The sequence below is a fragment of the Streptomyces rhizosphaerihabitans genome, assembly GCF_025399795.1.
GTDB lineage: Bacteria > Actinomycetota > Actinomycetes > Streptomycetales > Streptomycetaceae > Streptomyces > Streptomyces rhizosphaerihabitans.
On sequence record NZ_JAODTZ010000008.1, the window covers coordinates 79,548 to 92,985 of the forward strand.

Below are 13,438 nucleotides of genomic sequence, written 5' to 3' on the forward strand. Positions count from 1 at the left end.
CATGTTTCACGTGAAACATTGCCCCGGTGACGCGAAGGGCCGGTGTTTCACGTGAAACACCGGCCCTTCGCGTCACAGCCCGGTGCTACTTGGCGGCGATCTCCGACAGGCAGAGGGTGAAGTCCTTGCTGCCGCCCGTCTGGGTGTACTCGGCGTACTTGGTGCGGTCGCAACCAGAGTTGTCGCTCTTCTTCTGCTCAACCTTGAACTTTGCCTTGGAGTTGCCGCAGTCCACGACCTTCAGGTCCGGGTTCGTGGCGCTGTCCGGGTTGCCGATGCTCATGCAGTCGCCGACCTTCGCGGTGTCCGGGTCGTGTCGGCTCGTCAGGTAGCCGACGCCGGCGGCTATGACGGCACAGACCACGATGCCGATGCGCAGGTACTGCTTGATGCCACGCTTCGGGCGCTGCGGCGGGACGGGGGCGTACCCGGCGGTCGGCTGCTGCGGGAACCCGGGCTGACCCGGCTGCTGCGGGTATCCCTGCGGGGGCTGCTGGCCGTACGGGGCCTGACCCTGGGGCGGCTGGCCCTGAGCGAACGGGTTTTGGCCCTGGGGTGGCGGAGTTGTCACTGGGGATCCCCCTGGAACGTAGACGCGTGACGCGTGACGTGAAATAAGACGCACGTAAGCTATCGGTGCCCTCTGACAATGCAGTAGCCCGAAGTGGCTCTGTGGCACTGATGTGACACTTACTGGAGCTCAAAGCGGGCCATAGTGACCGCAATTGATGCGTAGACCGCTGCCACGGTCACGACGAGGGAAGCCGACCGTCCGTCAGAAGGAAGCATCAGGGCGGCTACCGCGGCCGCTCCGACGAAGGCGACGTTGAACAGGACGTCGTAAACGGAGAAGATCCGGCCACGGAAGCCGTCATCGACGGAGGACTGCACGATCGTGTCCGTGGCGATCTTCGCCCCTTGCGTGGTCACGCCCAGCGTGAACGCGGCGACCAGTGTGAGTGTGGGGGCGAACGGGAGACAGAGCGCGGGTGTCAGGACCGCGGCGGCACCGGCGCAGACAGCGATCCAACGGCCCGGGCCCAGTTGTCCGGCAGCCCAGGGTGTCACCACGGCGGCGACGAAGAAGCCGGCCCCTGAGACACCCACGGCCAGGCCCAGAAGCGCGAGTCCGTCGTCCGAGCCGGATGCCCACGCGTAGCGGCAGAGCATCAGCACCATGACGGTCAGGGCGCCGTAGCAGAAGCGCATCAGCGTCATCGTCATCAGAGCCCAGGCCGCCTCCCGCCGTGGGCGTTCCGCAAGATGACGTACACCCGCGGCAAGGCCTCGCGCGGTGCCGGCGAGAGCCGTGGCCAAGTGGGGGTGGACCAGTTCCTGGTCGGGCCCGAGGAGGTCCGGGGCGATGCGCAGCGAGGCGAGGGCCGCGCACAGATACAGCGCCGCTCCTACGAGGACCACCGCAGCGTCGGAGTCCGCGACGACCAGCCGTACGGCGAACGCGAGAGCTCCGCCCATGGTCGCCGCGAGCGTTCCGGCGGTCGGTGAAAGCGAGTTGGCCAGCACCAGACGGTCCGGGTCGACGACACGGGGCAACGCGGCCGACAGCCCGGCCAGGACGAAGCGGTTGACCGCGGTGACGGAGAGGGCGGAGGCGTAGAAGAGCCAGTCGGGTACATGGCTCAGCATCAGGACAGCTGTCACACATGCCAGCGCCGTGCGCAGCAGATTGCCGTACAGAAGAACCTGTCGACGCCGCCATCGGTCCAGCAGGACCCCCGCGAAGGGGCCGATCAGGGAGTACGGGAGCAGCAGCACCGCCATCGCGGAGGCGACCGAGGCCGCCGAGGTCTGTTTCTCCGGTGAGAAGACCACATAGGTGGCCAGCGCGACCTGATAGACGCCGTCGGCGCCCTGGGACAGCAGCCGTACACCGAGCAGGCGTCTGAATTCCTGGAAGCGCAGGAGGACGCGCAGGTCACGCACGACGGCCATGGGGCACAGCCTCACATACGAGGAGGGTCCCCGGGCAACAAGCCCGGGGACCCTCAACAGCAAGCACGAAACCGTGCTTTAGCGCTCGACCTCGCCCTTGATGAACTTCTCGACGTTGGCGAAGGCCTCGTCGTCGAAGTACTGGACCGGCGGGGACTTCATGAAGTAGCTCGACGCGGAGAGGATCGGGCCGCCGATACCGCGGTCCTTGGCGATCTTCGCGGCGCGCAGGGCGTCGATGATGACACCGGCCGAGTTCGGGGAGTCCCAGACCTCGAGCTTGTACTCCAGGTTCAGCGGGACGTCGCCGAAGGCGCGGCCCTCGAGGCGGACGTACGCCCACTTGCGGTCGTCGAGCCAGGCCACGTAGTCCGAGGGACCGATGTGGACGTTCTTCTCGCCCATGTCGCGGTCGGGGATCTGCGAGGTGACGGCCTGCGTCTTCGAGATCTTCTTGGACTCGAGGCGGTCGCGCTCCAGCATGTTCTTGAAGTCCATGTTGCCGCCGACGTTGAGCTGCATGGTGCGCTCAAGACGGACACCGCGGTCCTCGAACAGCTTCGCCATCACACGGTGCGTGATGGTCGCGCCGACCTGCGACTTGATGTCGTCGCCGACGATCGGGACGCCGGCCTCGGTGAACTTGTCCGCCCACTCCTTGGTGCCGGCGATGAAGACCGGGAGGGCGTTGACGAAGGCGACCTTGGCGTCGATGGCGCACTGGGCGTAGAACTTCGCCGCGGCCTCGGAACCGACGGGCAGGTAGCAGATCAGGACGTCGACCTGCTTGTCCTTCAGGACCTGGACCACGTCGACCGGGGTCTCGGCGGACTCCTCGATGGTCATGCGGTAGTACTTACCGAGACCGTCCAGGGTGTGACCGCGCTGGACCGTGACGCCCTTGTTCGGGACGTCGCAGATCTTGATGGTGTTGTTCTCGCTGGCACCGATGGCGTCGGAGAGGTCGAGGCCGACCTTCTTCGCGTCGACGTCGAACGCGGCGACGAACTCGATGTCACGGACGTGGTAGTCGCCGAACTGGACGTGCATCAGGCCGGGTACCTTGGCCGCCGGGTCGGCGTCCTTGTAGTACTCGACGCCCTGAACCAGCGAGGCGGCGCAGTTGCCCACGCCGACGATGGCTACGCGAACCGAACCCATTCCGGTTGCTCCCTGTGTATATCGGTGAAACCCCGAATGGGTCTCACGTGGCGGTGTCGTCGGACGGATCCGGCCGGGGACTGTCCCGGTGCCGGGGCAGGCCGCCCGTCTCTCCAGATGTGTTGTCCTGCTGAGCGGAGCCGTCGGTGGCGAGACGTTTGACGTCCCGTCCGGCCCGCTCACTCTCGATGAGCTCGTTCAGCCAGCGCACTTCGCGCTCCACGGACTCCATTCCGTGGCGCTGGAGCTCAAGCGTGTAGTCGTCGAGGCGCTCCCGGGTGCGCGCCAGCGAGGCGCGCATCTTCTCGAGGCGCTCCTCCAGACGGCTGCGGCGGCCCTCCAGTACGCGCATGCGTACGTCGCGTGACGTCTGCCCGAAGAAGGCGAAGCGAGCGGCGAAGTGCTCGTCCTCGTACGCGTCGGGACCCGTCTGCGCGAGAAGTTCCTCGAAGTGATCCTTACCTTCCGCCGTCAATCGGTAGACGATCTTGGCGCGACGTCCTGCGAGCGTTGCCGTCAGGGCGTCTTCGGGTGTGGATCCTGATTCCTCGATCAACCAGCCGTTGGCGACCAGCGTCTTGAGGCAGGGGTAGAGCGTTCCGTAGCTGAAGGCACGGAACACACCCAGTGACGTATTGAGTCGTTTGCGCAGCTCATAGCCGTGCATCGGGGACTCGCGGAGCAGGCCGAGTACAGCGAACTCGAGAATCCCGGAACGCCGGCTCATCGTCGCCTCCTCCCTGTCGCTGCCTCGTCGGCACGGTCTTTATGCCGTGCTGATGTATCGACTCGATACATCAGCACGATAGAACGACCTTGAGGATGCGACAAGAGGAACCGGAGTGAACGGCGTCACATCACTGATTCATACGAAGCAAGTTGCCAGATTTGGGGTGAACTTCGGTGCTAGGTGGGTTTTGACGGTGCGTAGTCTGTGCGGCATGGACACCACCGGGAACCGAGTGACGTCTGAGAACGTCAACGTCTTTGGTGCAGTACGGGTGAATGCACGATCGACCGCATCCGTACTTCGGGGGGACCGGAAACCAGCCGCCGTTTCCAGGCGCGCAAAGGTGCGCCTGCCCGAGGAGTAATCGTTCGATGAGCGAGCACCGTCGCAAACCGCCGCAGCCGCAGGGCGGCGGACGTGCCGCGGCCCGGCGCGGCCAGCCACAGACCGGGCCGTCCGCAGGCCGCCGCGAGGCACCGCGAGACGCCACCGGCTCTCCTTCCGATTCTTATGACTCGGGGGGTGAAGAGAGCCCGTTCGGCAGCCGTGCCGAGGCACGGCGAGCCACACAGCGAGGAAGCGGCGGAGGCCGGCGCAGAGCCGCCGACGGCGCGGGACACGGTGGCCCCGGAGGAGGGGGAGGCCGACGCGGTGGTCCCCCGGGTCCGGGCGGGCCGGGCCGCGGCCGAGGCCGCGCACCCGAGCCTGCCCGAAAGCGAATCATCGACTACCCGCGCGCCGGTAAGTACGGCGCCGCGCGCTGGGTGCCGTCCTGGAAGCTTGTGACGGGCCTGTTCATCGGCTTCTGCGGCAGTATGGTCGCGGCCGCGGGCGTCGCGTACGCCCTGGTGGGCATCCCGGACATCGGCAAGACCGCCAAGGCGCAGAACAACGTCTACTTCTGGGCCGACGGCAGCGAGATGGTCGCCACGGGTGGTGAGGCCAACCGCCAGATCATCGGCTACGCGCAGATCCCCAAGGAGATGCGATGGGCGGTCATGTCGGCCGAGAACAAGACGTTCGAGACCGACAGCGGCGTCGACCCGATGGGTATCGCCCGCGCCTTCGTGAACATGGCCAAGGGCGGCCAGACGCAGGGTGGCTCCACCATCACCCAGCAGTACGTGAAGAACGCGATGCTTCAGGACCAGTCACAGACGGTCTCCCGCAAGCTCAGGGAGTTGTTCGTCTCCATCAAGGTCGGGGCCAAACTGCCCAAGGACCAGATCATGGCCGGCTATCTGAACTCCGCGTACTACGGGCGTAACGCCTACGGCATCCAGGCCGCGGCGCATGCCTACTTCAACAAGGACGCCACGAAGCTGGACCCGAGTCAGTGCGCCTTCCTGGCGGCGGTGCTCAAGGGCGCCACGTACTACGACCCCGCGGGTGCCCCGTCGATCGACCCGGCCGCCACGCAGGAGGCCAACCGCAAGCGCGCCGAGGCCCGCTGGGGTTGGATTCTCGACGAAGAGGTCAAGGACGGCCGTCTGAGCCAGACGCGGCGGAACGAGTTCAAGACGTTCCCCAAGATCCAGTCTCCGCGGTCCAACGCCGCGCTGAGCGGGCAGGTCGGCTATCTGGTCGACCTGGCCAACACGTACCTGATCAAGAACAGCGACAAGACGAAGATCACCGAGACCAAGCTTCGGCAGGGTGGGTATCAGATCCACACGACCTTCGACCAGACGAAGGTCAACGCGCTCGAGGCCGCGGTGAAGAAGGTGCAGAAGGCCAATATCAAGCCCAAGCTGCGCCCGAAGAACGACAAGTACGTCCAGTTCGGCGGAGCGTCCGTCAATCCGGACAGCGGTGCGATCGAGGCCATCTACGGCGGTGTGGACGCGACCAGGCACTTCACCGACAACGCCGACCAGACCGGTGCCCAGGTGGGTTCGACGTTCAAGCCCTTCGTGCTGGCGGCCGCGATGTCCTGGGGTGCCAGGGATCCCGAGGGCGGCCCGTCCCAGGCACAGGACGAACGCACCATCGTCTCGCCGAAGAGCCTGTACAGCGGCAAGAACGGGCTCAAGATCAAGGACTACAACGGAACCGACTGGACGGACGACAAGGGCAAGGAGTGGCTGCAGCAGAACGACGGCCATCAGTCCCTCAACCCGCCCTCCTACAAGATCGACCTGCGTGAGGCGATGCGCGAGTCCGTCAACTCCGCTTATGTCCAGCTGGGCATGGACGTCGGCCTGGACAAGGTGAAGGACGCCGTCCTGAGCGCCGGCATCAAGGAGTCGAGCCTCGCCAGTTCCAGGTTCCCGTCGTTCTCCCTGGGTACCTCCTCCCCGAGTGCGATTCGCATGGCCGGCGCGTACGCCACCTTTGCGGCCAGCGGAAAGCAGCGGGATCCGTACTCGGTCGAGAGCGTGACCAACGCGGATGGCAACGTCTTCCAGCACGACCGTGTCGCGAAGACCGTGGAGGCCTTCACCCCGGCGGTTGCCGACAACGTCACGGACGTTCTGAAGACCGTGGTCGAGAAGGGCACCGGTACCAACGCCCAGCTGAAGGGCCGTGAGGTGGCCGGCAAGACCGGTACCACCGACGGCAACAAGTCCGCTTGGTTCGTCGGGTACACCCCGCAGCTGTCCACGGCGATCGGCATGTACCGCCTGGACGATGACGAGACCAATAAGAATCGCGAGTTCCTGCAGATGTACGGCACGGGTGGCGAGAAGACCATCCACGGTGCATCGTTCCCGTCTCAGATCTGGCGGGACTACATGGAGGTCGCGCTCAAGGGGCAGAAGGCGGAGTCCTTCCCGGTGCCCGAGGACATCGGTGAAGTCCTCAACGACACTCCGAGCCCGACGCCGACCCCGTCGGCCACGGTGAGCGAGTCGCCGAGCCCGACACCGACTCCGACCCCCAGTGAGACCCTGACGTCTCCTTCGCCCTCGGCGAGCGAGACCTGCAAGAAGTTCGACTGGACCTGCAGCACCACGGGTGGGACCGATACCGGAGGCACCAGTACAGGTGGCACCGACGGCGGGGTGAGCGCCTCCCCGTCGGAATCCACCACCAGCTCGACCAGTAGAGGCAATGGCAACGGCAGCGGAGGCCTCTTCGGAGGGTCGAACGGATAGCCGCCTCCGTGTGTGTTTCACGTGAAACACACCGTTTCATGTGAAACGAGGGCCGCCGCACCGACAAGGTGGGGCGGCCCTCGGCCTATTCCTAGACGCGTACGGCAGGATGTGCGGCATGCCCAGTGCAGAGACGACGCGAGTGAGCGTGCACGAGCCGGAGCTGGTGCGGCCGACCAAGGATGACGAGGTCGCCGCCAGCGGCAGTGAGCTGATCGGCGGCCCCATCGGGCGGCGGGCCCTGCTCGGGACGTCCTGGTGGACGCCCGTGCGGGTCGTCGCGCTGGTGGCGATCGGCATGTTCGTCCTCGGTATGGTCCAGAAGCTGCCGTGCTACGACGGTGGTTGGTTCTTCGGAGCCAGCTCGCAGTACACGCACGCGTGCTATTCGGACATCCCGCACCTCTACCAGGGGCGGGGTTTCGCCGACGGCCTTGTGCCGTACTTCGACAAGATCCCCGGCGACATGGACTACCTCGAGTACCCGGTGTTGACCGGTGTGTTCATGGAGGTTGCGGCCTGGCTCACTCCGGGCAGCGGGAGCATCCAGCACCAGGAGCAGGTCTACTGGATGGTCAATGCGGGGATGCTGATGGTGTGCGCGGCGGTCATCGCCGTATGCACCGCGCGTACCCACCGTCGTCGCCCCTGGGACGGCCTCCTGGTCGCCCTGGCGCCCGCCTTCGCCCTCACCGCCACGATCAACTGGGATCTCCTCGCCGTGGCTCTGCTGGCCGCCGCGATGCTCATGTGGTCGCGGGGTCGCGTCCTGGCCTTCGGTGTCCTGATCGGGCTCGCCACAGCTGCCAAGTTCTACCCGTTCCTGATTCTCGGGCCGCTTTTCCTGCTGTGCTGGCGGGCCGGCAAGTGGCGTGAGTTCGGTACGGCGCTGCTCGGTGCCGTCGGTGCCTGGCTGGCCGTGAACCTTCCGGTCATGTACCTCGCACCCGAGGGCTGGGCGAAGTTCTACAGCTTCAGCCATGACCGCGGCGTCGACTTCGGTTCGGTCTTCCTGTTCATCTCGCAGTGGTTGAAGATCGCGATCACGCCCGACACGGCCAATACCTGGGCGCTGATCATGATGCTGATCATCTGCGCTGGTCTGAGCGCCGTCACGCTCACCGCCCCCCGTCGCCCCCGCTTCGCTCAGCTCGCGTTCCTGATCGTCGCGGCATTCATCCTCACGAACAAGGTCTACTCGCCCCAGTACGTGCTGTGGCTCGTCCCGCTCGCGGTGCTGGCCCGGCCGCGCTGGCGGGACTTCCTGATCTGGCAGGCGTGCGAGGTCGCGTACTTCCTGGGTATCTGGATGTACCTCGCGTACACGACCAGCGGGGACGCCCATAAGGGCCTGCCGACCGACGGGTATCAAGTCGCCATCGCTGTCCATCTGTTGGGGACGCTGTACCTGTGCGCGGTGGTCGTACGGGACATCTTCATGCCGGAGCGCGACGTGGTGCGCCGAGAAGGGGACGACGATCCATCGGGCGGACTGCTGGACGGTGCCGAGGACGTCTTCGTTCTCGGTCCGGCCGCACATCCGCCCCGGCATGCCGCGCACTTCGACGGGCTCCCCCAGGTCGAATGGGGCGGGAACACGGCACCCGAAGACCGTTCGCTCTGAGCGAACAGGACGCGGAAGAGTCACGCAAAAGGCCGTACACGGTGTCCGTGTACGGCCTTTCTGCTGGGCCTGAGCGCGTGAAGGGCGGGGTCAGTGCTCGACGACGCGGTCGAACTGCGTGGTGGTGTGCCGCAGATGGGCCACCAGTTCGTCGCCGACCTTCGGCTCAGTGGCGTCGTGGGGCACGAAGAGGATCGAGACCTGCATGTGCGGGGGCTCGGCGAACCAGCGCTGCTTGCCCGCCCAGACGAACGGAGAAAGGTTCCGGTTGACAGTCGCGAGGCCGGCGCGTGCGACGCCTTTGGCACGCGGCATGACGCCGTGCAGTGCCTTGGGGGCTTCCAGGCCCACTCCGTGCGAGGTGCCGCCCGCCACGACCACGAGCCAGCCGTCCGAGGCCGCCTTCTGTTGCCGGTAGCCGAAACGGTCGCCCTTGGAGACGCGTGTGACGTCCAGGACGGCCCCGCGGTATTCGGTGGCCTCGTGGTCCCCCAGCCACAACCGCGTGCCGATACGGGCGCGGAAGTGGGTCTGCGGGAACTGCCGCTGAAGTCGCGCGAGTTCCTCGGCCTTGAGGTGGCTGACGAACATCGTGTGCAGGGGCAGGCGGGCCGCACGGAGGCGGTCCATCCAGCCGATGACCTCCTCGACGGCGTCCGAACCGTCGGTGCGGTCCAGCGGCAGGTGGATCGCGAAGCCCTCCAGCCGGATGTTCTCGATGGCGGAGTGCAGATGCGGAAGATCCTGCTCGCTCACGCCGTGCCGCTTCATCGAGGACATCACCTCGATGACGACTCGGGCGCCCACAAGGCCGTACACGCCGTCGATGGACGACACGGAGCGAATGACACGGTCGGGCAGCGGAACGGGCTCCTCGCCGCGCCTGAACGGCGTCAGGACCAGCAGATCGCCGCCGAACCAGTCCTTGATCCGGGCGGCCTCGTACGTGGTGCCGACGGCGAGGATGTCCGATCCCAGACGGGTGGCCTCGTCCGCGAGCCGTTCGTGGCCGAAGCCGTAGCCGTTGCCCTTGCAGACGGGGACGAGTCCCGGAAACTGCTCGGACACCTGCTTGTGGTGTGCCCGCCAGCGCGCGGTGTCGACGTAGAGCGTGAGCGCCATGGCCGGTCCCGGAACCTTTCTTGTGGCTGCGGTGTATCAGGGGTATGAAAAGGAATTGTCGCTGATTCGCAGGGCCGATGGGGCGATGCCGGGCTGGTTCAGCGGCCCGGCATGCGATCCGGGGCCGCTCAGCGGCGTGACATGTAGATGTCGAGCGCCTTGTGGAGCAGCTTGTTGAGCGGGAAGTCCCACTCGCCGAGGTACTCGGCAGCCTCTCCGCCCGTGCCCACCTTGAACTGGATCAGGCCGAAGAGGTGATCGGTCTCGTCCAGCGAGTCGGAGATGCCGCGCAGGTCGTAGACCGTGGCTCCCAGGGCGTACGAGTCGCGCAGCATGCGCCACTGCATCGCGTTCGAGGGCCGGACCTCGCGTCCGATGTTGTCCGAGGCGCCGTAGGAGTACCAGACGTGTCCGCCGACGACGAGCATCGTCGCGGCCGACAGGTTCACCCCGTCGTGACGCGCGAAGTAGAGCCGCATGCGGTTGGGGTCCTCGGTGTTGAGGGCCGTCCACATGCGCTGGAAGTACGACAGCGGGCGGGGCCTGAAGTGGTCGCGCAGCGCGGTGATCTCGTACAGCCGCTGCCACTCCTCCAGGTCCTGGTAGCCGCCCTGGACGACCTCGACGCCCGCCTTCTCGGCCTTCTTGATGTTGCGGCGCCACAGCTGGTTGAAGTTCCTGTGGACCTCTTCGAGGGAACGGTTGGCCAGCGGCACCTGGAAGACATAGCGGGGCTGGACGTCGCCGAAGCCGGCACCGCCGTCCTCACCCTGCTGCCAGCCCATGCGGCGCAGCTTGTCGGCGACCTCGAAGGCGCGCGGTTCGATGAAGTCGGCCTCGATGTCGCGCAGGCGCTTCACGTCCGGGTTCTGGATGCCGCCCTTGATGGACGTGGCTTCCCAGCGCCGGATGATCACCGGCGGACCCATCTTCACCGAGAAGGCGCCCTGGTGCTTGAGGTGCGCGAGCATCGGCTGCAGCCAGTCGTCGAGGTTCGGCGCGAACCAGTTGATGACCGGGCCTTCGGGCAGATAGGCGAGATAGCGCTTGATCTTGGGCAGCTGGCGGTACAGCACCAGGCCCGCGCCGACCATCTGACCGGTCCTGTCGTCGAACCATCCGAGGTTCTCGGAGCGCCACTCGGCCTTTACGTCTGCCCAGGCGGGGACCTGCATGTGACTGGCCGCGGGCAGGCTCTGGATGTATGCCAGATGCTGCTCTCGGCTGATGGTCCTCAGGGTCAGGCTCATTCGGGGCGCTCCTCGGGCTGGTGTGTCCCCATGGGTACAGGGGCTCCGGCTCTCGCGCCGAAGCCTACTGCGCCCTGCGAGCGCCCCGACTGGCCGTATGGAACCTGGACCCCGGGGACGCGGCGTGAAGCGTCCCGAGGTCAGGGGAAAACGGACGTTCGACTCAGATCAGACCACCGAAGAGGCCGCCGTGGGCCAGGCCGAGGTAGAAGCCGACGCCCGAGAGACCGAGTCCTACGATCAGTCCGAAGCGCTCTCGGGTCGTCTCGGAGATGAACTGGCCATAGGCGCCGGCGAGGATCCCGACGAGGCCGGCCCAGGAGCTGAGCAGATGGAGACTGTGGAACATCGACGTGACGAAGGCCAGGATTCCGCACACCAGAGTCACCACGAGCAAGGTGTCCTGGAGCGGATGAGGCTTGCCGTCCGTGGCGAAGAGTGAGCCGGTGGTGCTGGGTCGCAATACCTGTGCCATAGGGCACCTCCTGCGGAAGGCGGCGCATCGTAGCGCCATACACACCCGATGTGTACAGATTGACGGCCAACCCGGTCGGATTTCAACCGGAAGCAGGTGTGCAGGTACTCTGTAACCTCTGCACCGGTGTCTGCCCAGGCTCAGGCCAGGTCACGACAGGGATTGCCGCTCGGTTCGCCGATCGGCGAACCGATTGTCAGTGGCGGCCGATACCGTTGCGTACGCATCACAACCCTCCTGCCACGGAACGACCGTGGCCGTTGAGTCCAAAGGAGGTGGGTTCCACATGCGTCACTACGAAGTGATGGTCATCCTCGACCCCGATCTGGAAGAGCGCGCCGTCGCCCCCCTGATCGAGAACTTCCTCTCCGTCGTCCGTGAGGGCAGCGGAAAGGTCGAAAAGGTCGACACCTGGGGCCGTCGTCGTCTCTCGTACGAGATCAAGAAGAAGCCCGAGGGCATCTACTCGGTCATCGACCTGCAGGCCGAGCCTGCGGTCGTCAAGGAGCTCGACCGCCAGATGAACCTGAACGAGTCGGTCCTCCGGACCAAGGTCCTCCGTCCCGAGACCCACTGAGCTCTCCAGCTCAGCTGATCTCGGGCATCGAGTAGCAGCACCAGCAGCCAGCAGCAAACCCGCCGAGAGGTTCCCCCATGGCAGGCGAGACCGTCATCACGGTCGTCGGCAATCTTGTCGACGACCCCGAGCTGCGCTTCACCCCTTCCGGTGCGGCGGTCGCGAAGTTCCGTGTCGCGTCCACCCCCCGCACCTTCGACCGTCAGACCAATGAGTGGAAGGACGGCGAGAGCCTGTTCCTGACCTGCTCGGTCTGGCGTCAGGCGGCGGAGAACGCCGCCGAGTCGCTCCAGCGAGGCATGCGCGTCATTGTGCAGGGCCGGCTGAAGCAGCGGTCCTACGAGGACCGTGAGGGCGTCAAGCGCACGGTCTACGAACTGGACGTAGAGGAAGTCGGTGCCAGCCTGAAGAGCGCCACGGCCAAGGTCACCAAGACCACGGGCCGAGGTGGCCAGGCCGGTTACGGCGGCGGTGGCGGCGGCCAGCAGGGCGGCGGCTGGGGCGGTGGCTCCGGCGGCGCTCCGCAGGGCGGCGGCGCTCCTGGCGACGACCCCTGGGCCACCAGCGCTCCCGCCGGTGGCAACCAGGGCGGCGGCGGTGGCGGTGGCGGCTGGGGCGGAAGCTCCGGCGGTTCCGGCGGTTCTGGCGGTTCTGGCGGCGGCTACTCGGACGAGCCCCCCTTCTAGGCCTCAGGGCCGAGGGTGGGCCGTACTCCCACTTCTTGATCACACAGGAGATACACCATGGCGAAGCCGCCTGTGCGCAAGCCTAAGAAGAAGGTCTGCGCGTTCTGCAAGGACAAGGTCACGTACGTGGACTACAAGGACACGAACATGCTGCGGAAGTTCATTTCCGACCGCGGCAAGATCCGTGCCCGCCGCGTGACCGGCAACTGCACGCAGCACCAGCGTGACGTCGCCACGGCTGTGAAGAACAGCCGTGAGATGGCACTGCTGCCCTACACGTCCACCGCGCGATAAAGGAAGGGTGACCGACACATGAAGATCATCCTTACCCACGAGGTCTCCGGCCTCGGTGCCGCGGGCGACGTCGTTGACGTCAAGGACGGTTACGCTCGCAACTACCTGATCCCGCGGAACTTTGCGATCCGCTGGACCAAGGGTGGCGAGAAGGACGTCGAGCAGATCCGTCGCGCTCGCAAGATCCACGAGATCGCGACCATCGAGCAGGCCAACGAGATCAAGGCCCGCCTCGAGGGTGTCAAGGTTCGTCTGGCCGTTCGCTCCGGCGACGCCGGTCGTCTCTTCGGTTCCGTCACCCAGGCCGACGTCGCTTCGGCGATCAAGGCTTCCGGTGGCCCCGACGTCGACAAGCGCCGCATCGAGCTGGGCTCGCCCATCAAGACCCTGGGCGCCCACGAGACGTCCGTGCGTCTGCACCCCGAGGTTGCCGCCAAGGTCAACATCGAGGTTGTTGCTGCCTGAGTG

General features: G+C 66.2%; 13 protein-coding genes. 6 read left to right on the forward strand and 7 right to left on the reverse strand.

All coding sequences use genetic code 11. The features are described from left to right. Positions 1-85: 85 nt before the first annotated feature. The 4 genes from N4G66_RS10475 to N4G66_RS10490 form a co-directional block, all read right to left on the reverse strand. Complete coding sequence (locus N4G66_RS10475; protein ID WP_261703738.1) at positions 86-571, reverse strand: LppU/SCO3897 family protein; 486 nt, start codon at positions 569-571, stop codon at positions 86-88. Between the two features lie 119 nt (positions 572-690). Continuing rightward, positions 691-1,953: an MFS transporter gene (locus N4G66_RS10480; RefSeq protein ID WP_261703739.1), complete on the reverse strand. Its 1,263-nt coding sequence runs from the start codon at positions 1,951-1,953 to the stop codon at positions 691-693. Positions 1,954-2,031: 78 nt separating this feature from the next. Beyond that, complete coding sequence (locus tag N4G66_RS10485; protein WP_261703740.1) at positions 2,032-3,114, reverse strand: inositol-3-phosphate synthase; 1,083 nt, start codon at positions 3,112-3,114, stop codon at positions 2,032-2,034. 43 nt (positions 3,115-3,157) lie between these two features. Beyond that, positions 3,158-3,841, reverse strand: coding sequence for a PadR family transcriptional regulator (locus N4G66_RS10490; RefSeq protein ID WP_261703741.1), 684 nt, complete (start codon positions 3,839-3,841; stop codon positions 3,158-3,160). A gap of 374 nt (positions 3,842-4,215) precedes the next feature. Between N4G66_RS10490 and N4G66_RS10495 the strand changes: the two genes are divergently transcribed. Beyond that, a complete protein-coding gene (locus N4G66_RS10495) occupies positions 4,216-6,942 on the forward strand; it encodes a transglycosylase domain-containing protein (RefSeq protein WP_261703742.1) in 2,727 nt (908 codons plus the stop codon). Between the two features lie 118 nt (positions 6,943-7,060). Further along, positions 7,061-8,566 (forward strand): glycosyltransferase family 87 protein, encoded by a 1,506-nt coding sequence (locus N4G66_RS10500; protein ID WP_261703743.1) that lies wholly within the window; start codon positions 7,061-7,063, stop codon positions 8,564-8,566. Positions 8,567-8,656: 90 nt separating this feature from the next. On the opposite strand, the gene N4G66_RS10505 is transcribed toward N4G66_RS10500, so the two are convergent. From N4G66_RS10505 to N4G66_RS10515, 3 genes are all read right to left on the reverse strand, one after another. Further along, positions 8,657-9,688, reverse strand: a complete 1,032-nt coding sequence (locus N4G66_RS10505) for an alanine racemase (RefSeq protein ID WP_261703744.1) — start codon at positions 9,686-9,688, stop codon at positions 8,657-8,659. Positions 9,689-9,816: 128 nt separating this feature from the next. After that, a complete protein-coding gene (gene femX, locus N4G66_RS10510; RefSeq protein ID WP_261703745.1) occupies positions 9,817-10,938 on the reverse strand; it encodes a peptidoglycan bridge formation glycyltransferase FemX in 1,122 nt (373 codons plus the stop codon). 163 nt (positions 10,939-11,101) lie between these two features. Then, positions 11,102-11,413 (reverse strand): hypothetical protein, encoded by a 312-nt coding sequence (locus N4G66_RS10515; RefSeq protein WP_261703746.1) that lies wholly within the window; start codon positions 11,411-11,413, stop codon positions 11,102-11,104. Between the two features lie 286 nt (positions 11,414-11,699). Here N4G66_RS10515 and rpsF point away from each other — a divergent pair, with 286 nt between their 5' ends. The 4 genes from rpsF to rplI all read left to right on the forward strand — a co-directional run bounded on the left by rpsF (position 11,700) and on the right by rplI (position 13,435). Beyond that, positions 11,700-11,990 (forward strand): 30S ribosomal protein S6, encoded by a 291-nt coding sequence (rpsF, locus tag N4G66_RS10520; protein ID WP_261703747.1) that lies wholly within the window; start codon positions 11,700-11,702, stop codon positions 11,988-11,990. 77 nt (positions 11,991-12,067) lie between these two features. Then, entirely contained in the window at positions 12,068-12,676 is a 609-nt protein-coding gene (locus N4G66_RS10525; protein WP_261703748.1) for a single-stranded DNA-binding protein, read from the forward strand. Between the two features lie 57 nt (positions 12,677-12,733). After that, a complete protein-coding gene (rpsR, locus tag N4G66_RS10530; protein ID WP_003949403.1) occupies positions 12,734-12,970 on the forward strand; it encodes a 30S ribosomal protein S18 in 237 nt (78 codons plus the stop codon). An 18-nt stretch (positions 12,971-12,988) separates the two neighbouring features. Further along, positions 12,989-13,435: a 50S ribosomal protein L9 gene (gene rplI / locus N4G66_RS10535; RefSeq protein ID WP_261703749.1), complete on the forward strand. Its 447-nt coding sequence runs from the start codon at positions 12,989-12,991 to the stop codon at positions 13,433-13,435. Positions 13,436-13,438: the final 3 nt, after the last annotated feature.

Excerpts from the sequence above, each read along its gene's own strand:
- N4G66_RS10480 (WP_261703739.1), bottom strand. The coding sequence starts at position 1,953 with ATGGCCGTCGTGCGTGACCTGCGCGTCCTCCTGCGCTTCCAGGAATTC.
- N4G66_RS10485 (WP_261703740.1), bottom strand. The coding sequence starts at position 3,114 with ATGGGTTCGGTTCGCGTAGCCATCGTCGGCGTGGGCAACTGCGCCGCC.
- N4G66_RS10490 (WP_261703741.1), bottom strand. The coding sequence starts at position 3,841 with ATGAGCCGGCGTTCCGGGATTCTCGAGTTCGCTGTACTCGGCCTGCTC.
- N4G66_RS10495 (WP_261703742.1), top strand. The coding sequence starts at position 4,216 with ATGAGCGAGCACCGTCGCAAACCGCCGCAGCCGCAGGGCGGCGGACGT.
- N4G66_RS10500 (WP_261703743.1), top strand. The coding sequence starts at position 7,061 with ATGCCCAGTGCAGAGACGACGCGAGTGAGCGTGCACGAGCCGGAGCTG.
- N4G66_RS10505 (WP_261703744.1), bottom strand. The coding sequence starts at position 9,688 with ATGGCGCTCACGCTCTACGTCGACACCGCGCGCTGGCGGGCACACCAC.
- femX (WP_261703745.1), bottom strand. The coding sequence starts at position 10,938 with ATGAGCCTGACCCTGAGGACCATCAGCCGAGAGCAGCATCTGGCATAC.
- N4G66_RS10515 (WP_261703746.1), bottom strand. The coding sequence starts at position 11,413 with ATGGCACAGGTATTGCGACCCAGCACCACCGGCTCACTCTTCGCCACG.
- rpsF (WP_261703747.1), top strand. The coding sequence starts at position 11,700 with ATGCGTCACTACGAAGTGATGGTCATCCTCGACCCCGATCTGGAAGAG.
- N4G66_RS10525 (WP_261703748.1), top strand. The coding sequence starts at position 12,068 with ATGGCAGGCGAGACCGTCATCACGGTCGTCGGCAATCTTGTCGACGAC.
- rpsR (WP_003949403.1), top strand. The coding sequence starts at position 12,734 with ATGGCGAAGCCGCCTGTGCGCAAGCCTAAGAAGAAGGTCTGCGCGTTC.
- rplI (WP_261703749.1), top strand. The coding sequence starts at position 12,989 with ATGAAGATCATCCTTACCCACGAGGTCTCCGGCCTCGGTGCCGCGGGC.